Annotated in this window: 17 protein-coding genes and 1 tRNA gene; 4 read left to right on the top strand and 14 right to left on the bottom strand. The window is 63.6% G+C overall.

Translation table 11 applies throughout. The annotated features are described in order from the left end of the window. Nucleotides 1-12: 12 nt before the first annotated feature. From ShzoTeo12_RS13975 to ShzoTeo12_RS13995, 5 genes are all read right to left on the bottom strand, one after another. Nucleotides 13-762: an electron transfer flavoprotein subunit beta/FixA family protein gene (locus ShzoTeo12_RS13975; protein ID WP_318910125.1), complete on the bottom strand. Its 750-nt coding sequence runs from the start codon at nt 760-762 to the stop codon at nt 13-15. 182 nt (nt 763-944) lie between these two features. Then, nucleotides 945-1730 carry a rhomboid family intramembrane serine protease gene (locus tag ShzoTeo12_RS13980; RefSeq protein ID WP_318910126.1) on the bottom strand — a complete coding sequence of 262 codons (786 nt, stop codon included), beginning with the start codon at nt 1728-1730 and terminating at the stop codon, nt 945-947. 67 nt (nt 1731-1797) lie between these two features. Further along, entirely contained in the window at nt 1798-2376 is a 579-nt protein-coding gene (locus ShzoTeo12_RS13985; protein WP_119258933.1) for a cob(I)yrinic acid a,c-diamide adenosyltransferase, read from the bottom strand. Beyond that, nucleotides 2376-2576: a twin transmembrane helix small protein gene (locus ShzoTeo12_RS13990; RefSeq protein WP_119258934.1), complete on the bottom strand. Its 201-nt coding sequence runs from the start codon at nt 2574-2576 to the stop codon at nt 2376-2378. The genes ShzoTeo12_RS13985 and ShzoTeo12_RS13990 overlap by 1 nt, the downstream gene beginning before the upstream one ends. Nucleotides 2577-2676: 100 nt before the next feature. After that, nucleotides 2677-3525 carry an SDR family oxidoreductase gene (locus ShzoTeo12_RS13995; protein ID WP_318910127.1) on the bottom strand — a complete coding sequence of 283 codons (849 nt, stop codon included), beginning with the start codon at nt 3523-3525 and terminating at the stop codon, nt 2677-2679. A gap of 192 nt (nt 3526-3717) precedes the next feature. Between ShzoTeo12_RS13995 and ShzoTeo12_RS14000 the strand changes: the two genes are divergently transcribed. Further along, a complete protein-coding gene (locus tag ShzoTeo12_RS14000; protein ID WP_318910128.1) occupies nt 3718-4662 on the top strand; it encodes a YihY/virulence factor BrkB family protein in 945 nt (314 codons plus the stop codon). Here ShzoTeo12_RS14000 and gluQRS read toward each other — a convergent pair. Beyond that, nucleotides 4609-5532 (bottom strand): tRNA glutamyl-Q(34) synthetase GluQRS, encoded by a 924-nt coding sequence (gene gluQRS, locus ShzoTeo12_RS14005; protein ID WP_318910129.1) that lies wholly within the window; start codon nt 5530-5532, stop codon nt 4609-4611. The genes ShzoTeo12_RS14000 and gluQRS overlap by 54 nt on opposite strands. Nucleotides 5533-5687: 155 nt before the next feature. On the opposite strand from gluQRS, the gene ShzoTeo12_RS14010 reads away from it, so the two are divergent. Further along, nucleotides 5688-6338 carry a DNA-3-methyladenine glycosylase gene (locus ShzoTeo12_RS14010; RefSeq protein WP_318912459.1) on the top strand — a complete coding sequence of 217 codons (651 nt, stop codon included), beginning with the start codon at nt 5688-5690 and terminating at the stop codon, nt 6336-6338. 104 nt (nt 6339-6442) lie between these two features. Then, nucleotides 6443-7000 carry an HNH endonuclease gene (locus ShzoTeo12_RS14015; RefSeq protein WP_119258937.1) on the top strand — a complete coding sequence of 186 codons (558 nt, stop codon included), beginning with the start codon at nt 6443-6445 and terminating at the stop codon, nt 6998-7000. A 63-nt stretch (nt 7001-7063) separates the two neighbouring features. On the opposite strand, the gene ShzoTeo12_RS14020 is transcribed toward ShzoTeo12_RS14015, so the two are convergent. Continuing rightward, on the bottom strand, nt 7064-7567 hold the full coding sequence (locus ShzoTeo12_RS14020; RefSeq protein ID WP_318910130.1) for a disulfide bond formation protein B: 504 nt from the start codon (nt 7565-7567) through the stop codon (nt 7064-7066). A 364-nt stretch (nt 7568-7931) separates the two neighbouring features. Between ShzoTeo12_RS14020 and ShzoTeo12_RS14025 the strand changes: the two genes are divergently transcribed. Next, nucleotides 7932-8018: transfer RNA gene (locus ShzoTeo12_RS14025), tRNA-Leu, on the top strand. Nucleotides 8019-8066: 48 nt separating this feature from the next. On the opposite strand, the gene ShzoTeo12_RS28250 is transcribed toward ShzoTeo12_RS14025, so the two are convergent. The 7 genes from ShzoTeo12_RS28250 to ShzoTeo12_RS14055 form a co-directional block, all read right to left on the bottom strand. Further along, the gene (locus ShzoTeo12_RS28250; RefSeq protein WP_080600489.1) at nt 8067-8222 is read right to left on the bottom strand and encodes a 2-dehydro-3-deoxyphosphooctonate aldolase; all 156 of its coding nucleotides are present in this window, start codon (nt 8220-8222) and stop codon (nt 8067-8069) included. Between the two features lie 89 nt (nt 8223-8311). Continuing rightward, nucleotides 8312-9505: an FAD-dependent oxidoreductase gene (locus ShzoTeo12_RS14030; protein WP_080692126.1), complete on the bottom strand. Its 1194-nt coding sequence runs from the start codon at nt 9503-9505 to the stop codon at nt 8312-8314. 92 nt (nt 9506-9597) lie between these two features. After that, nucleotides 9598-10047, bottom strand: a complete 450-nt coding sequence (locus ShzoTeo12_RS14035) for a MerR family transcriptional regulator (protein WP_003500212.1) — start codon at nt 10045-10047, stop codon at nt 9598-9600. Between the two features lie 136 nt (nt 10048-10183). After that, nucleotides 10184-13354, bottom strand: a complete 3171-nt coding sequence (locus ShzoTeo12_RS14040) for an efflux RND transporter permease subunit (protein ID WP_318910131.1) — start codon at nt 13352-13354, stop codon at nt 10184-10186. Continuing rightward, complete coding sequence (locus ShzoTeo12_RS14045) at nt 13351-14610, bottom strand: efflux RND transporter periplasmic adaptor subunit (protein ID WP_003500202.1); 1260 nt, start codon at nt 14608-14610, stop codon at nt 13351-13353. Before ShzoTeo12_RS14045 ends, ShzoTeo12_RS14040 begins: the two co-directional genes overlap by 4 nt. A gap of 300 nt (nt 14611-14910) precedes the next feature. Further along, nucleotides 14911-17655: a heavy metal translocating P-type ATPase gene (locus ShzoTeo12_RS14050; RefSeq protein WP_318910132.1), complete on the bottom strand. Its 2745-nt coding sequence runs from the start codon at nt 17653-17655 to the stop codon at nt 14911-14913. Between the two features lie 132 nt (nt 17656-17787). Next, the gene (locus ShzoTeo12_RS14055) at nt 17788-18117 is read right to left on the bottom strand and encodes an ArsR/SmtB family transcription factor (RefSeq protein WP_003500195.1); all 330 of its coding nucleotides are present in this window, start codon (nt 18115-18117) and stop codon (nt 17788-17790) included. Nucleotides 18118-18378 lie beyond the last annotated feature (261 nt).

Here is an 18378-nt window from a genome sequence, read left to right on the forward strand (position 1 = left end):
AAATCTCGCCGATCAAAGCACGCCGGCTTCGGTCTTGAGCTTTTCGACCAGCTCGGCAACCGACTTGACCTTGACGCCCGCCTTGCGGCCCGACGGCTCCTCGGTCTTCAGCACCTTCAGGCGCGGGCTCGTATCGACGCCGAAGTCGGCCGGGGCCTTCTTGTCGAGCGGCTTCTTCTTCGCCTTCATGATATTCGGCAGCGAGGCATAACGCGGCTCGTTGAGGCGAAGGTCGGTGGTGACCACTGCCGGAAGCTTGACCTCGATGGTCTGCAGACCGCCGTCGACTTCGCGCGTGACCTGGGCCGAGCCGGAACCGATCTCGACCTTGGAGGCGAAGGTGGCCTGCGCCCAGCCGAGCAGGGCCGAGAGCATCTGGCCGGTCTGGTTCGAGTCGTCGTCGATCGCCTGCTTGCCGACGATGACGAGGCCGGGCTGTTCTGCCTCGGCAACACCCTTGAGGATCTTGGCGACGGCAAGCGGTTCGACGGCGTCGTCCGTCTCGACCAGCACGGCGCGGTCGGCGCCCATGGCGAGCGCGGTGCGCAGCGTCTCTTCGGCCTTGGCAGGGCCGATCGACACCACCACCACTTCCTCGGCCTTGCCCGCCTCCTTCAGACGCAGCGCCTCCTCGACCGAAATCTCGTCGAACGGGTTCATCGACATCTTCACATTGGCAAGCTCGACACCCGAGCCATCAGACTTCACACGGATCTTTACGTTGTAGTCAACAACACGCTTGACTGGGACCAGGATCTTCATGGCTTCCTTCCTTCAAATGCCCGCGAGGGAAAATGCGCCTTTCAGAGGCGACCTGATTGCCGGTTGGCGACATCGATACGCGTTTTTTCCCCAATTACAATGCATCATCCGCCCTCCCAGGTGAAAACGGAAGGCTTATAAATTACCTTTACGTTCACGTCAATTTTCGCCGTATGCCGCCATCATCGACCCCAATGGCGCGGCGGCACCGGGGTGGGGTCCGGCACCGCCTCGGCGGGAACCGGCCCCGCTTCCACATGCCTGACGGCCTTCGGCGTCACGATGGTCCGGTCGAACAGCGGCACGCCGCGCCGGCGCAGGACGAGCACGAGAACCGCCCCCGCCAGGATGCCGCCGACATGCGCGCCCCAGGAGACGCCGCTGTCGCCGTCGGCCAGCAGCATGTAGAATTGCTGGGCGATCCAGAAGGCAAGCGGGATGACCGCCGGCAGCGGCAGCGGGATGCGGAAAAACACCAGAACCCAGACCCGCACCTTCGGATGCAGCAGGAAATAGGCCGCGACCACGCCCGAGATCGCCCCCGACGCGCCAATCAGCGGCGCTTCCGAATCCGGTTGCACCAGCCCGTGCACCAAGGCGCCCGCCGCCGCGCAGAGAAGGTAGAAGACGAGGAAGCGGAAATGCCCCAGCGCATCCTCGACATTGTCGCCGAACACCCAGAGGAACAGCATGTTCGAGGCGAGATGCATGAAGTCGCCATGCAGGAAGGCATAGGTGATGTAGGTCGCATCCTCCGGCACCAGGACGAGCCCCGGCTCCAGATCGGCGAAGTCGAAGACGACCGCAGGAATATAGCCGAGCCCCACCACCGCGGCATCGGAAAAGGCCTGCGTGGAGGCAAGGCCCGTCACCAGCCAGACGGCGACATTCGCCACGATCAGGCCGATCGTGACATATTGCACCTTGATGTATTTCAGGGCGTTCGCGTCATGCAGCGGTATGAACATGGATCCCCTTCCGGCCCGCGGCCCCTTGCGCGATTTCCGATGCGCTCGCAGGACCTTGCCGGAGAGCTTACCTGTTCTGCCCCGGCACCCACAATATGTCCGCACGCCCCTTGTCGTTCACCCAGCGCGCCGCGACGAAGAGGAAATCGGAAAGCCGGTTGATATAGGCGACCGCCGCCGCCGACACGGTCTCGCCTTCGCTGTCCTGCAGCGCGACGATGCGGCGCTCGGCCCGGCGCGCGACGGTGCGCGCAAGATGCAGCGCCGCCGCCGCGGGCGTGCCGCCCGGCAGCACGAAGGAGCGCAGCGGCTCGAGATCGGCGTTGAGCGCATCGATCTCCTTTTCCAGCCGGTCCACCTGCGCCTGCGCGATGCGCAGCGGCTCGTAGTCGAGCTTCCTGCCGGTCTCGGGGGTGGCAAGATCCGCGCCGAGGTCGAAGAGGTCGTTCTGGACGCGCATCAGCATCCGGTCGAGCGCCGGGAAATCGGCAAGATGCTGGCGGGCGAGACCGATAACGGAATTGGCCTCGTCCACCTCGCCGTAGGATTCCACGCGCAGGTCGTGCTTCTTGCGGCGCGGGCCAACGACGAGGCCCGTCGTGCCGTTGTCGCCCGTGCGGGTATAGATCTTGTTGAGCTTGACCATCAGCCGCGCCCACCGCCGGTGATCCACAAGGTCAGCATGATGAGGATGATGGCGATGGCCTGCAGCAGCACGCGCGCCTGCATCAGCTTGTTCGAGGTGTTGCCGCTGCCGCCCCTGGCCATGTTGACGAGACCGCGCACGAGCACGATGGCGACGAGGCCCATGACGAGCATGGTCAGGAAGGTGAGGAAGGAAGACATGCCAACGATCCGGTTTGATTTCTGTCAGCCCTATTCAAATAGGGCATTTCGCGCAAAGTGCACGCATTTTGCGGCGTGAAGCCTGCGACGCCGCGCCGCGTCAGCCGAGCCGCCCGATGATACGGTAGAAGAGCGCCGCCGGCAGCAGCTTCTTGAGAAGGACGCCCTGCCGCGCCGGCGCGGTCACGACATAGTGCGGACGGGGCGACCTTGCCGTCAACGCATGGCGCAGCACCGCATGCACTGCCTCCGGTCCGAGCTTGCCGCGCGCCGGCTTCGCCTCCCCGCGCAGCCGCCGCAACTGCCGGCAATATTCCTCCGCATGTACCGAATTCTCCAGATCGATGGTCTTCTCGATCTGCACGAGCGCATTGGCGGTGAAGCGCGAGGCGATGGGGCCCGGCTCGATGAGGCTGACATGGATGCCCGAGCCGGCAAGCTCCATGCGCAGCGTCAGCGACAGGCCCTCCAGCGCGAATTTCGAGGCATTGTAGGCGCCGCGCCAGCGATAGGGCACGATGCCGAGGATCGACGAGCATTGTACGATGCGCCCGTGCCCCTGCCGGCGCATCACCGGGATCACCCGCCGCGTCAGGTCGTGCCAGCCGAAGACATTCGTCTCGAACTGCGCGCGCAGCGCCTCGACCGGGAGGTCCTCCACCGCGCCGGCCTGGCCATAGGCGCCGTTGTTGAAGAGCGCATCGAGCCGGCCGCCGGTGCGCGCCAGCACGGTCTCCACCAGGGCGGCGATGGTTTCGGGCCTGGTATAGTCCATGAGCAGCGCCTCGATGCCGTCCGCCGCGAGCCCCGCAAGGTCCTCCTCCCGCCGCACCGTCGCGAAGACGCGCCAGCCCTCGGCCTTCAGCGCGCGGGCGCAATGGGCGCCGATGCCGGAGGAACAACCCGTGACGACGATGCTCGGCGGCACGGACGCATTCTCAGAAGACATGGCGGTTTCCTGTACAAATCCGCGCCGGTTTCCCATATTCACCGCCAGGCCCCGCGTTGCTTGCGCAACGCAAGGCGGCCTTCGAATGGTAAATCCGCGCGTAACCTTTAAACAAAAGCCGATGTAAGGGGTTATGACCGGAGAGACAATGAAAGAGGCGGCCGTGCGGCCGCAAGGGACTGGGATACGCCGATGCCGACCGCCATCCGTTGCGCCTACAAGGTCATTTTCGATGCGATCTGGCATTTTTCCGAGGACGATGGCTGGGCAATGGCGAGCCATGTGGCGCTTTCCACGCTGCTCGCCGTCTTTCCCTTCCTGATCTTCGGCACAGCGCTCGGCTCCTTCCTCGGCGCCGACCAGTTCGCCGAGACCGCCGTCCACCTCATCTTCGATACCTGGCCGGAATCGATCGCCGCGCCGATTTCCCGCGAGGTCGTCGCGGTGCTGACCATTCCGCGCGGCGGGCTGCTGACCGTCTCCGTGCTCGCCGCCGCCTATTTCGCCTCCAATGGGGTGGAGGCGTTGCGTATTTCCCTCAACCGCGCCTATCGCGTGGCCGAAACGCGCTACTGGTACATGACGCGCCTTGCCAGCCTCGGCTTCGTCATCGCGGGCGTGCTGGCGCTTGCCGTCATCAGCATCGTACTCGTCGCCGCGCCCCTTGCGGTGCGCGCCACCGGCGACTGGCTGCCCTGGCTTTCCTATGTCTATTCCTGGGTGGAAAGCTGGGGGCTCGTCGGCACCGTGCTGGTGCTGCTGATCGGCCTGCTGATCGCCCATCTCTGGCTTCCCGCCGGCCGGCGCAAGATCGCCGACGTGCTGCCCGGCATCCTGCTGACGCTGCTCTTCTGGGCGGTCGGCGCCTATGCCTTCGCTTCCTACCTCACCGCCTTCGCCAACTATGTATCGACCTATGCGGGCCTCGCCTCGATCATGATCGCGCTGGTCTTCCTCTACATGATCGGGGCGATCTTCATCATGGGCGCAGAGATCAACGCCGCGCTGCTGAAATACCGCGTCAAGCACCTGATCCTCGACCGCATCCGCGGCGTCAGGAAAGCGCAGCAAGCCGACGAGGAATCAATGGAGGACGAAGCCATAGCCCGCGAGCAGGGCGCGAATGCCGGCCGGTGAGACGCCCTTGTCGCGATAGGCCGCGATCCCCGTATCCTGATTGCTCTTGGAGAGTTTTCGCCCGTCCGGGCCCGGCACCAGCCCGTGATGGGTATAGCGCGGCGCGGGCAGGCCGAGCAGGCATTGCAGCAGACGGTGGACGGCCGTCGCATGGAAGAGATCCTGTCCGCGCACCACGTCGGTGACGCCCTGCGCCGCATCGTCGAGCACGACGGCAAGGTGGTAGCTTGCCGGCGCATCCGGCCGCGAGAGGATGACGTCGCCCCAGCGCTCCGGAAGGGCCGCGACCGTCCCCGTCTCGCCCTCCGGCCCCTCGCCGCTCTCCGACCAGTCCAGCGCCGCCGGCGCGAGCGCCCGGGCCCGCTCCATGTCGAGCCGCCAGGCGTGCTGCCGGCCTTCCGCGATGAGGGCGAGCGCCTGCGCCCGATCGAGACCGCGCTCCTCCGTCGGATAGAGCGGCGCGCCGTCCGGATCGCGCGGCCAAACACCGCCCGCCGCCTCATGCGCCTCGACGCGCGCCTTCACCTCGCCCCGGCTGAGAAAGCCGGGATAGAGCACGCCCATCGCCTTCAGCCGCTCCAGCGCCTCGGCGTAGAAGACGAGATGCTCCGACTGGCGCCGCACCGGCCTTTCCCAATCGAGCCCGAGCCAGGCGAGGTCGCGATAAATCGCCGCCTCGAATTTAGGCCGCGAGCGCGCCGGATCGATATCCTCGATGCGCAGCAGGAAGCGCCCGCCGCAGGCCGCGGCAAGGTCGTGGTTGAGGATCGCCGACAATGCGTGGCCGAGATGCAGCAGGCCGTTGGGGCTCGGCGCGAAACGGAAGACGCGATTTTTTGACAAAGGGCTTTGCATGAGGTCTTCTGGCATGAAGAGGCGTGTCGCGCCACCACCGCGCTAAAGCGCGTCGCGATCTTTCAGATTCGCTCCTTGCGCTTTAGCTCCTTGTTTTTACGCATGTCTTTGTCCCGAAACCGGTTCCCACTTTCGGCACACATGCTTTAGGACCGCTTGAAGCCATGCAACTGCACATGATCAGAACGGAGGCGGATGTCGCCGCGGGGCTCGTCGACCTCGCTCTGCTCGACGCGCGCCTTTTCACCGTCATCGACAAGGCAGGCCCGGTGCCGCTGCGCCGGCTTGCGCCGGGCTACCGCGGCCTTGCCGGCATTATCGTGGCGCAGATGGTCTCGCGGGCGAGCGCCGATGCGATCTGGCGGCGGCTGGAGGAGACGGCCGGCGACATCACACCCCACCACATGCTCGGCCTTTCCGACGAGGCTTGCCGCGCCGTCGGCCTGTCGCGCGCCAAGGCGGACACCCTGCGCCGGGCAGCCGAGGCCGTCGACCGCGGCGACCTCGATCTCGACGCCGTCTGCACGATGGAGGCGGTTGCCGCGACGCGCAAGCTCACCGCCATCAAGGGCATCGGCCGCTGGACGGCGGATGTCTACCTGCTCTTCTGCGGCGGGCATCCGGATATCTTCCCCTCGGGCGACATCGCCCTTCAGAACGCCGTCGCCCATGCGCTCGGCCTTGCCGTCCGCCCGAGCCCGCAGGAGCTCGACCGGATCGCGGAAAACTGGTCGCCCTGGCGCGGCGTCTCGGCCCGGCTTTTCTGGGCCTATTACGCGCGGGAAATGCGCCGCGAAGTGGCGCCGGTGCTGGAGGGCTGAGCCCTCAAAATACCTTGTTTTCGCTTTTTCTTTCTTGCTTCACAATGCTGTAACAACAGGCCTAATATAGAAAGGCAGATGCCGAATCGCGCGAGGAGACGCCCTTGACGATTTCTGTTTCACCACAGGCCCTGCCAGCCCTTGTATTGAATGCTGACTACAGGCCGCTGAGTTATTATCCCTTGTCGCTGTGGTCCTGGCAGGACGCGATCAAGGCCGTGTTTCTTGACCGCGTAAACATCATCGCCGAATACGAACATTCGGTCTCCTCTCCCAGCTTCACGATGCGCCTGCCGAGCGTCGTGTGCCTGAAAACCTACGTGCAGCCGTCACGCCACCCGGCCTTCACCCGGTTCAACGTGTTCCTGCGCGACAAGTTCGAATGCCAGTACTGCGGGTCGCCGGACGACCTGACCTTCGACCATGTCATCCCCCGCGCCCATGGCGGCGAGACGACGTGGCACAATGTGGTCGCGGCCTGCTCCCCGTGCAATTTGAGAAAAGGCAGCAAGCTGCCGAAGCAGGCGGGCATGCACCCGCATCAGAAGCCCTACCACCCCACGGTTCAGGATCTGCACAACAACGGGCGACTGTTTCCACCCAACTATCTGCATGAAAGCTGGATGGACTATCTCTACTGGGACGTCGAACTGCAACCCTGAGGCCTGCCGCGCGGGAGCGCTTTCGCGCACCTGCGGCATGCATCCGATATCAGGTTGCGGGCATCAAGCTTTCGCCGACCGCGCGCCCGAAAAGGCGATCGCGGCAAGGATCAGGCTTGCGATCACGTTCCAGCCGGCGAACGACAGGCCGAGGAGCCGGAAGGACGCTTCCGTGCAGGACGGGCCGTGCTTGGCATTGAGGTCGGAGAGGAGGTCACCGGCATTCTGCGTAACGCCCTGCGCGGAGGTGGCGCAGGTCGCAGGTCCCTCCCAGAAGCCCCATTCCACGCCCGCATGATAAACGCCCATGCCGGCACCGACGAGCATCATGATGCCCGCGACGGCGAGCAGCAGCCGCGTCAGCCAGGCCGGGCCGCCGAAGAGGGCGGAAAGCAGGGCCACGACGGCCACCGGAATGCCGTAGTAATAGGGATCGCGCTGGAGAAGGCAGAGCGCGCAGGGAATATAGCCGCCGATATGCTCGAAGGCGAGCGCCCCGCCCACGGTCGCGGCCATGCCGAGCGAAAGGAGGCCTGCGGATGTCTTGCGGGAAAGGGATACGGTCATCGGGCTCGTCCAGAAAGACCGGCGGACATGCCGGCGAAACGGCGCCGAGTTCTATCAGGTGGGCCGGCTTTGTAAATGCACCGCACGCATAAGTGATCGCACCCGCCCGCCGTTTTGCCGGTTGCCGCCCGCAGGCGCTTCGTGTAAACGCGGTTGCTGCAAGTGCCGTGCCCCATTGGCGGAACTGGTAGACGCGCTCGACTCAAAAAGGGATTTGTCTACCAATCCACAGAAAATCACGGTGAAGTGAAAGCGTCGTGTTTTCAACGGACTGGCGGTATGGAAGTGAAGTGAGAGGTTTCCGTCGAAATGGCGCTAGGGGTCGGCTAGGAGCCGAGACCTAGAGTAAGATCGGCGGCAAAGTGCGGGCGTGGCGGAATTGGTAGACGCAGCGGATTCAAAATCCGCCGTCCTTACGGATATGTCGGTTCGAGTCCGACCGCCCGCACCATTGTCTCATTCACTGCAAAAGGCGCTTCTTGATAACGCGAAGTTCGCACTACCTGTCGAAGGACTTCACCAGATCATCGACGGCCTTCTCCTGCGAAAGGGACGCGGGGAGTGCAGCGAGACACAAGGGGCTTGGACCGTCGCACAATGCGTGGTCAGGATCGGGATGGGCTTCAAGGAATAGTCCAGCCAGCGACAAGGCCATTGCCGAACGGACGAGTGAAGCCGGTGGCGCGTGTAAAAGACTTCGGGGTATCGCCCTCAATGGCTTCCCGGCGCTTCATCGCGTAGCATCTACCTAGCCGGGGCTCTCAATGAACACGTCCAATCGACGAGCCGCGTGCGCACATGTTCCGGTCGGAAGCCGATCCCAATGAGGCGGCCGGTCAGCCGCGGCAGTAGGTGTGACTGGGCAATCAGGCGCATGAAAAGCGGAGGTCTTCGAATTTGCGTGTTGCCCGCTTCACCGGCACGCTTCCGGCTGCGCATCATCAATTGCAGTTTCTGGGTTGCCTTGGTCGGGAAGTTGCGACGGCGCTGTACGGCTTCGAGCATGCGCGTTTGCAGCCGCCCCTCGCGAAGAGCCTCCGCCAGCGTGTTGGCGGTGGCGATCGCGTCCTGGATCGCGAGATTCACACCGACCCCGCCAATGGGCGACATGGCATGGGCCGCGTCCCCAATGCAAAGCACGCCGGGTTTCCACCACGACTTGAGACGGTCGATGCGAACACTGAGCAGATGGATGTCATCCCAGGAACGGATTTCTTCAAATCGATCCGCCGACAATGGTGCTACGTCGGCAATCCTGGCGCGAAGCGCCTCAAGCCCTTGCTCTTTCAGCGAATCAACGGTTCCCTTCGTGATTACATAACCGCATTGCCAGTAAACGCCACGATCGATCAAGACCAGCCCTTGGCTCGGACCGGCGTGGCCCATTGCCTGCTGCGGATCGCCTGCTTTTTTGGAGATCTTCATCCAGAGAATGTCGGTAGCGATACCGAAGCTCTGAACCTCAAGTCCAGCCGCCTTGCGGATGATCGAATTGCGTCCGTCCGCCCCGATGACGAGAGCGGCTTCCATGGCGAGTTCACGTTCGCCCTGGCGAGCATTCAGGCCGACAACCCGGCAATTGTCCCAACGGAGCGAAGTTGCCTCAGTGGACATGATCAACCGAAAGCGCGGAAACTCGCCTGCCTTTCGCGCAAGAAAATTCAGGAAGTCCCATTGCGGCATGAAGGCGATGAACTTAGCGCGCGTCGGTAGTCTGGAGAAATCGGCGATCGTGGCCTTGCGGCCGGCGATCTCAGCGTGGAGATGGTAGGCTCTCTGATGGGGGAGAGAAAGAAGCTCATCGAGCAAGCCAAGCTCATGAATCGCTTCGAGGGTCGATGGATGGATGGTGTCCCCGCGAAAATCGCGCAGAAAGTCTTGATGTTTTTCGATGACCGTAACATCGACGCCCGAGCGGGCCAGCAAGAGCCCGAGCATCAGGCCCGCCGGTCCCGCACCGACCACGACGCAGCTCTGGCTCCTTTTCACATGGGAATAGTATCTCAACGTCGTCGGTCCTTGGGATGAGGCTAGTGAATCGATTCGCGGCCTTTGCTTGAAGTTTTCACCTCAGCATCGCCATCGCGGCTGGTGTCTTTCAAGGGCAAAATATCGAGCGGGATCAGATCCCCGTCATTCTCGCTTTCGGCAACGAGCTGGATCATCTTTTCGAGTGTTTCCAGTTGAGCGATTTTTTCCTCGACCGCAGCGAGTTGCTCCTTTGCGATGCGGAGCGCTTCGGCCGGACTTGAGAACGAGACGTCGGCAAGTCGAAACAGGTCCTTGATCGCCTCGATGCTGAAGCCGAGATCGCGGGCGCGGCGGATGAAGAGAAGGCGATGGACCGCGCCGTGGTCATAGCGTCGCTGGTTTCCCTTGCTCCGCAAGCGCTCGCGCAGCAACCCAATCTGCTCGTAGTAGCGGATCGTCGGAATTTTGACGCCGGTGAGCTGAGAGAGTTCGCCGATGCCGATATCCATGTTTGAAGTCCCTTCCGGATAGCCGCGTGTTTATGATTTGCTGCGTGTTCGATCGCTGAGGCCCTGACGGCCCGACCGCGCCGGGGTGCGGCAGCAGCCATGGGCCGCCCCGGCGTGGAATTGTGTGTCGGCCTGCTCAGGTATGGACTTCGGTCGCCTGTTGGGGCGACGCGCTCCGCCTGATCGCGAGCCGCCGCACGACCACATAGAAGATCGGCGTCAGAAGCAGGCCGAATAGCGTCACGCCGAGCATGCCGGCAAAGACGGCGATGCCCATGGCGTGCCGCATTTCGGCGCCCGCTCCGGTGGCGATGACGAGCGGAATCACGCCGGCAATGAAGGCGAGCGACGTCATCAGGATCGGCCGAAGGCGCAGGCGGGCCGCTTCGAGAACGGCGGCCAACGGATCGACGCCTTCATCCTCCTTCGCTCGGGCGAACTCGACGATTAGGATTGCGTTCTTCGCGGCAAGTCCGACCAGAACGACAAAGCCGATCTGCGTGAAGATGTTGTTGTCGCCGCCAGTGAACCACACCCCGGCGATCGCCGAGAGGAGCGCCATTGGAGCGATCAGCAGCACCGCGAAGGGAAGCGACCAACTGTTGTACTGCGCCGCGAGGATCAGGAACGCGAGCAAGACGGACAGCGGGAAGACATACATCGCTGTGTCGCCGGCCTGCTTCTCCTGATAGGCGAGATCGGTCCATTCGAAGGCCATGCCCGCTGGCAAGGTTTCGGATGCGATGCGCTCCATGGCGGCGGTGGCCTGCCCGAACGAGTATCCGGGCGCGGGACTGCCGCTGATGTCCGCAGAGGGGAAGCCGTTATAGTGCATGACACGATCGGGGCCTGAGCTGTGCTTGATGGTCAGCAGAGCCGAAAGCGGAATCATGTTGCCGGTCGCGTTGCGGACCTTCAGGCGGCCGATGTCCTCGGGCTGCATGCGGAACGGCGCGTCCGCCTGCACCATCACGCGGTAGGTGCGGCCGAAGCGATTGAAGTCGTTCGCGTAGAGCGAGCCGAGGTTGACCTGCAACGTCTCGAAGATGGTATTGAGCGGCACGCCTTGCGACTTCGCTTTCACCCTGTCGATATCGACCTGCACCTGCGGCGCGTTCACCTGGAAACTTGCCAGCATGCCGGCCAGCTCGGGCGTCTGCATCGCTCTGCCCATGACCGCGCCTTGAGCCTGCGCGAGCGCCTCGAAGCCGAGGCCCGCTCGATCCTCGATCTGGATCTTGAAGCCGCCGGTCGAACCAAGTCCCGGAACGGGCGGCGGCGGGAAGATGCCGGCGAAGCCATCGGGAATCTGGCTGAACTTGCCCATGAGCTTGCCGGCGATGGCAAAGGCCGAAAGAGACGGGTCCTTTCGTTCGTCGAACGGCTTGAGCATCGTGAACATGACGGCCGCATTGGGGATGTTGACCATGCCGTTGACCGAAAGCCCTGGATACGCGACGACACTCTCCACGCCCGGCTCGGCCAGCGCGATCTCCGACATTTTCTTGACGACGGCCTCGGTGCGGTCGAGCGAAGCGCCAGTCGGGAGCTGGGCGATGCCGACGAGATAGTATTTGTCCTGGGCCGGCACGAAGCCGCCCGGCACCGTCTGGAAGCCGACCCACGTCATGCCGACCAGGCCGGCATAGACGAGCAGGACGAGAACACTGAGCCTCGCGGCACGGCGCACCGACCAGACGTAGGCGGTCGAAGCGCCGTCGAAGAAGCGATTGAACAGCCGGAAGAACCAGCCGAACAGGAAGTCGATCACGCGGGTCAGGAGATCGCGCTTCACGTCGCCGTGGTGGGGTTTCAGGAGCACGCCAGCAAGCGCGGGAGAGAGCGTGAGGGAGTTGATCGCCGACAGGATGGTCGAGATCGCAATCGTCAGCGCAAACTGGCGGTAGAATTCGCCCTGCAAGCCCGAGAGGAACGCCGATGGAATGAACACGGCCGACAGGACAGAGGTGATGGCTACGATCGGCCCCGTCACCTCGTCCATGGCCTTGCGCGCCGCCTCTTTCGGCGTTTCCCCAAGCGCGATGTGGCGCTCGACGTTCTCGACCACGACGATCGCGTCGTCGACCACGATGCCGATCGAGAGAACGAGGCCGAAGAGGGACAACGTGTTCAGCGAGAAACCGAACATATACATCAGCGCAAATGTGCCGACCAAGGAGACGGGAACGGCGACAAGGGGAATAATCGACGCCCGCCACGTCTGGAGGAACAGAACCACGACGATAACGACCAGCACGACGGCTTCGAGCAGCGTCATGACCACAGCTTCGAGAGACGCCTTGACGAACACCGTTGGATCGTAGGCGATCCGATATTCGATGCCTTCCGGAAAGCCCTTCTGAAGTTCGGCCATGGTGGTGCGGACGGCGCTCGATACGTCGAGCGCATTCGCGCCGGGGCTTTGGATGATCTGCATCGCGAGCGCCGGCTTGCCGTTGAGGAGGCTACGAAGGGCATAGGAGTCTGCGCCAAGCTCGATGCGGGCAACGTCGCGCAAGCGGGTGACCTGACCGTCGGTGCCTGTCTTTACGACGATCTCGCCGAACTGCTGCTCACTGGACAGCCTTCCGAGCGTGTTGACCGTCACCTGAAACGCGGCCGAGGCTTCGGGCTGCTGGCCGACCGAGCCGGCGGCCACCTGAACGTTCTGTTCCTGAATCGCCCCAACGACGTCGCTGGCGGTCAGCCCCCTCGCGGCCACCTTGGCCGGATCGAGCCACACGCGCATGGAATACTCGCCAGCCCCCCAGACGAGTACGTCACCCACACCTGACAGGCGCGCAAGCTGGTCGCGTACCTGCAAGGTGGCGAAGTTCGACAGGTAGACGGGATCGTAGCGATTGTCGGGCGAGACGAGATGGACGACCATCAGGATGTCTGGGGACGTCTTCTGCGTCACGACCCCGATGCGCTGCACTTCCTGCGGAAGCCTGGGCAATGCGCGCGAAACGCGGTTCTGCACCTGAATCTGCGCCATGTCGGGATCGGTGCCCTGCTTGAACGCAATGGTCAGGGTCATGCGTCCGTCGGTCGCCGCCTGTGAACTCATGTAGAGCATATTCTCGACGCCGTTGATCGCCTGCTCCAGAGGGGCGGCGACGGTTTCGGCGATCACGGCGGGATTTGCGCCGGGATAGCTGGCGGTGACCTGCACCGTCGGCGGCGTGACCTGGGGATATTCGCTGAGCGGGAGCTTCAGGAGCGTGAGGCCGCCAGCGATCAGCATCAGGACGGACAGAACGACCGCGAAGATCGGGCGGTCGACGAAAAAGCGCGGGATATTCATTGACGCGCCTCCTGCGAGTCTGCCGCAGCCCGGTCATCTGTAGCGGTGTCGCCGGGCGCCATGGAGATCATCTGCGGAACTACCTGCATGCCTGGGCGGACGAGTCCTTTTACGATGATCTTGTCGGCCGGCTTGAGACCCGCCGCGACGACGCGCAGGCCATCGATCATGGGTCCGATTTCGACCGGGCGGTATTCCGCCTTGTTGTCGGCGCCGAGAGCGAGAACGTAGCGCCGCCCCTGGTCGATACCGATCGCCTGATCGTCGATGAGCACGGTCTGGGCTGGTTCGGCCGTGACGAGCTTGACCCGCGCGAACAGGCCGGGCGTCAGCCTGCCGTCCGGGTTCTTGACGATGGCTCTTGCGCGGATCGTCCCGGTGCTCCGGTCCACGCGGTTGCCGAGGAAGTCGAGTTCGCCGGCATGCGGAAAACCCGTATCGGTCATCAAGCCCAGATGCACCGGGAGCTTGCCGGCAACCGTTCCCGTCTCGGGTGCGCGGGCATTGGCTACGAAGCCGAGATAGGTGGCTTCGTCGATGTCGAAATAGACGTAGAGCGGATCGGTCGCGACAATCGTGGTGAGGAGCGTCGCAGCGCCTGCATTGCCGCCGGTGACGAGATTGCCTTCCGTGACGAGGACCCGGTCGATGCGCCCAGCAATCGGCGCGGTGACGCGGGCAAAGGAGAGATCGAGTTCGGCGGCCGAGACGGCAACCTTGGCGATGTCGACTTGCGCCTGGCGTTGACGCCGCATGGCCAGCGCGTCATCGAAAGCCTTGCGCGGCGCGTTGCCGTTCGAAGCGAGCGCCTCGGTGCGCCCGAAGTCGATCTCGGCCTGATCGAGCAGGACGTTTGCCTGCTGCAACTGCGCTTTGGCCGCGTTCAGGACCACCTCGAACGGTCGCGGATCGATCTGGAAGAGAAGCTCGCCGGGCCGCACGAGACCGCCTTCGGGAACGCTGGCGGCGACGATCGCGCCGCCGACGCGCGGACGCAGCTCGATAGCCTTGGTCGCTTCCAGATGGCCGGTAAACTCAACGGATGGCGCGACCTTGCGCGTGATGACCTCGGCAACCGGCACCTGCGGAACAGGCATCTGTGCCGGCTGCGCGACAGCCTCCGACGCAGCGGTCGAGGAAGCAAGCGCCAGAACGCTTTTGGCGTAGGGTCCGATCTCGTCGCGATAGACGATGGCAAGCGTGCCACCGGCGATGACGGCGCCGGCTAAAAACAGGGCGGCGGCTTTATTACTCATTCTCGTTCACCTTCAAAAGGCGCGCGCCCCCGGCCAGCCGGATGCGGCGACGTTCATTTTCTGCGAAGGTGCGGTTTCCAACGATGGAAAGGTCAAGGGCCTTGCAGGATGTTTCCGAACAGACCCTTGACGCTGCCGCCTAGCCATGTCGTGGCCAACCGCATGTCTCGCTTCGCCGACGTCTTGGAAGAAGCGGAGTCCGTCCCCGAATGAGCGCGATGGATCAGCGTTACCTCGACGGGCTCCAGTTGTGTGAAGCCGCCAGACCGATCCGGTTGGCGGCTCCTTGAGTGCGAGCGACTAGTGGCTTTCGGCCGGGACGAGAGGGTGAGAACGCATGCCCTCATCGCGACCGTCATCGGCAGACTTCGCACCCTTGAAGCGCAAGAGCCGCAACGCATTCAGCGTGACGATCGCCGTTGCGCCCGTATCGGCAAGGACCGCGATCCAGAGGCCGGTGATGCCGAGGACGCTGGTAACGAGGAACAGGCCCTTCAACGCGAGAGCGAAGACGACGTTCTGGTGGATGTTCGCCATGGTGGCGCGGGACAGCGCGACGAGATGGGCGACGTCCGTGACACGGCTCTTGAGCAGGGCGGCGTCCGCAGTCTCGATCGCCACATCGGTTCCGCCGCCCATGGCGATCCCGACGTCGGCCGTCGCCAGTGCCGGAGCATCGTTGATGCCGTCGCCGACCATGGCCACCTTGGACTTCCGCTTCATCTCGTTGACGAGATCGAGCTTGTCCTGCGGAAGCAGCTCGGCGCTCCACTCGATACCGAGACCCTTGGCAATGGCCTGGGCGGTGCGCCGGTTGTCGCCGGTTAGCATGACGGAGCGGACCCCCATAGCTTTGAGCTGGGCGACACCCTCCCGCGCGTCACGGCGCGGTTCGTCGCGCAGGGCGATGAGGCCGAGGACTTCCTTCGCCTGCTCGTCGAAAAAGACGGCAACGGTATTGCCGCGATCTTCGAGCTTCTCGATGGCGCTGCGCTCAAGCACCCCGAGCGTCACCATCTGTGCGGCATGGGTCGGGGAGCTGACGGCGAGGCGACGTCCGGCAACGGTCGCATGTACGGCCTTACCCGCCGTCGCCGATGCATCCTGTGCAAGGGGAACGGCGATGCCATCGGTTTCGGCACGGCCGATGATCGCCTTCGCAAGCGGATGGCTCGAACCTGTTTCGACCGCCGCTGCCAAAGCGAGAACGTCGCTCTCCTCGTTCTTGCCAAAGGCGAAGACTTCGGTGACGCGCGGCTTGCCCTCGGTGAGCGTACCCGTCTTATCGAAGGCGATGGCGCTCACCTTGCCAATGGTTTCGAGCGCATTACCGCCCTTGATCAGGAGGCCGCGGCGCGTGCCGACGGCGAGGCCCGAGGCAATCGCAGCAGGCGTCGAGAGGACAAGCGCACAGGGACATGCGATCAGCAGCAGCGCGAGGCCGCGGTAGATCCATGTGTCCCAATCACCGCCCATCGCGAGCGGCGGGACGACGACGATCAGCGCGGCGATCAGCATCACCGCCGGGGTATAGTAGCAGCTAAAATTCTCAATGAAGCGCGCGGTCGGGGCCTTGGCGGACTGCGCCTGCTCGACGAGCTGGATGATGCGCGAGATCGTGTTGTCGGAAGCCGTCTTTTCAACGCGGACCTGAAGAACGCCATCGACATTGATGGAGCCGGCGAAAATGCTGTCTCCCTTGGCCTTCGAGCGCGGCACGGATTCGCCGGTGATAGGCGACTCGTCTAGGCTGGAAGCGCCCTGTATGATTTGCCCGTCCGCCGGCACGCGGTCGCCGGGCCGCACCAGAACTAGATCGCTGACACGCAAGGACGTGGCCGGGACGCTGCGCTGCCCGCCATTCGGATCGAGCAGGACGGCCGTCTTCGGCACGAGCGATGCAAGGGCCTTTATGCCGGCGCGCGCCCTCCCGGCCGCGACGCTTTCGAGCAATTCCCCGACCGCGAACAGGAATACGACCGCAGCCGCCTCTTCAGCCTCGCCGATCACGAGGGCGCCTATCGAGGCGACGACCATCAACGTCTCGATAGAGAACGGAGATCCAGAGGTCGCGAGCGCGAATGCCTTGCGAGCGAAAGGAATGACGCCCGCGACGACGGCGGCGGCAAAGATCCATTCCGCATAAAGGGGGAAGAATTGGGCAATGGCGTACGCCGAGCCCATCAGCAGACCGAGCCCAATGACATGCTTCCCCTTGCGGGTCTGCCACCAGCGCTGATTGGGCATCGCTGGCGCTGGCGCGACGTCGATGGCCGCATCCGACGAAGCCGAAAGCTCGCGTGTGTTAGACACACCGAAGCCGAGGCTCTTGATCGTCTTTTCGATGTCGGCGACCTTGGTGATCGCGCCGGCAGCGAGCGTCAGTTCAAGCGTTTCGGTCGTGAAGTTCACGCGCACGTCGGAGACGTCTGGCATCCGTGCCAAGGCGACCTCGATCTTGCCGACGCAGCTTGCGCAATCCATCCCCTCGACGCGCATGGAGACATTGGGCGGAGAGGCCGGTGCGGCGCGGGGAGTTGGCGCAAGGCCCGCGTGATCATGTCCAGAGCAACCACCGTGGCCGTGATCATGATCGTGATGAGCGTGGTCGTGGTCATGGTGAGCGTGATCGTGACCGTGACCGTCATGACCATGGTCGTGCTTGTGATCGTGGCCGCCGCAGCCGCTGTGATCGTCGTGGCTTGCGTGACCGTGATCGTGATCGCCGGCGCAGCCGTTGTGATCATGACCAGCATGGGCGTCGGAGCGCTGCTCAGGCGCGGCGGGAATCGCAGAAGACGGCAGCTCGGTCACGTCGAACCCAAGCGAGCGAATCTTCTTGGCGATATCCTTCGACGTCGTTTTGCTCGTGGCATCGCGTGAGAGCAGCAATGTCTCGGTCGCGAAGTTGACGGCAACGTCGGAGATACCCCCCAGACGGCCCAAGGCCGTCTCGATCTTGCCGACGCAGCTTGCGCAATCCATGCCGTCGACACGAAAGCCGAGCCGTTCACCAGCGTCCGGCGTTGAAAGTCCAGTTGTCATTCCGATCTCCTTTCCGGCCGCCGTAGCGGGCGCGCGTGCTCACACGCCCTGCGCGGCTTCGGAAGGAGTCAATAACACACTTGAACAGCTATTCAAGTGTTAGTGGTAAAATTATGCTCTTCTCCAGGCGGATCAGTCGTCCGCATGATCCTCTGAAATATGCGTCGCCATATCCTGAAGAACATGGCTGACGTGCTGGTCGGCGATCGCGTAGAAGATCTGCTTGCCTTGGCGATCGCCCTTGACGAGACGCGCGCCGCGCAGCAGGCGTAGATGGTGGCTGACGAGGGTCACGGACAGGTCGAGCCGCTCGGCGATATCGCCCACCGAAATGGGCGCCGGTACACAGCTCAGCAGGATCTTCAACCGTGAGGGATCGCCGAGCAGGCGAAACGTTTCCGCGAGGATCGTGATCTCGTTCTGCGAGAGTGAAGGGAGCAGGAGGTGACCTTCAACCTCCATATGCTCGGGGGTCGCACGATCGTCTGGCTTCGTGGCGTTTGTCTTCTTGAGAGCAGTCATCTGCGTGCTTTACCTGAGTTCGGGACGGAACCTGCCGGCATTTGATCGCCAAGAGCTGTCCGTGTTTGATTGGTCTCGCCCAGTTTACCGGATGGGCGCGCAATCACAATGCGAAACACGGTCGCTGTCGATCGGCGGGACAGTTGGCGCAGTCCTTCTCTGCCCCTGCGTCATATCTCGAATTTTCCTTTTCCGCGCACG

Source organism: Shinella zoogloeoides (genome assembly GCF_033705735.1).
Lineage (GTDB): Bacteria > Pseudomonadota > Alphaproteobacteria > Rhizobiales > Rhizobiaceae > Shinella > Shinella zoogloeoides_A.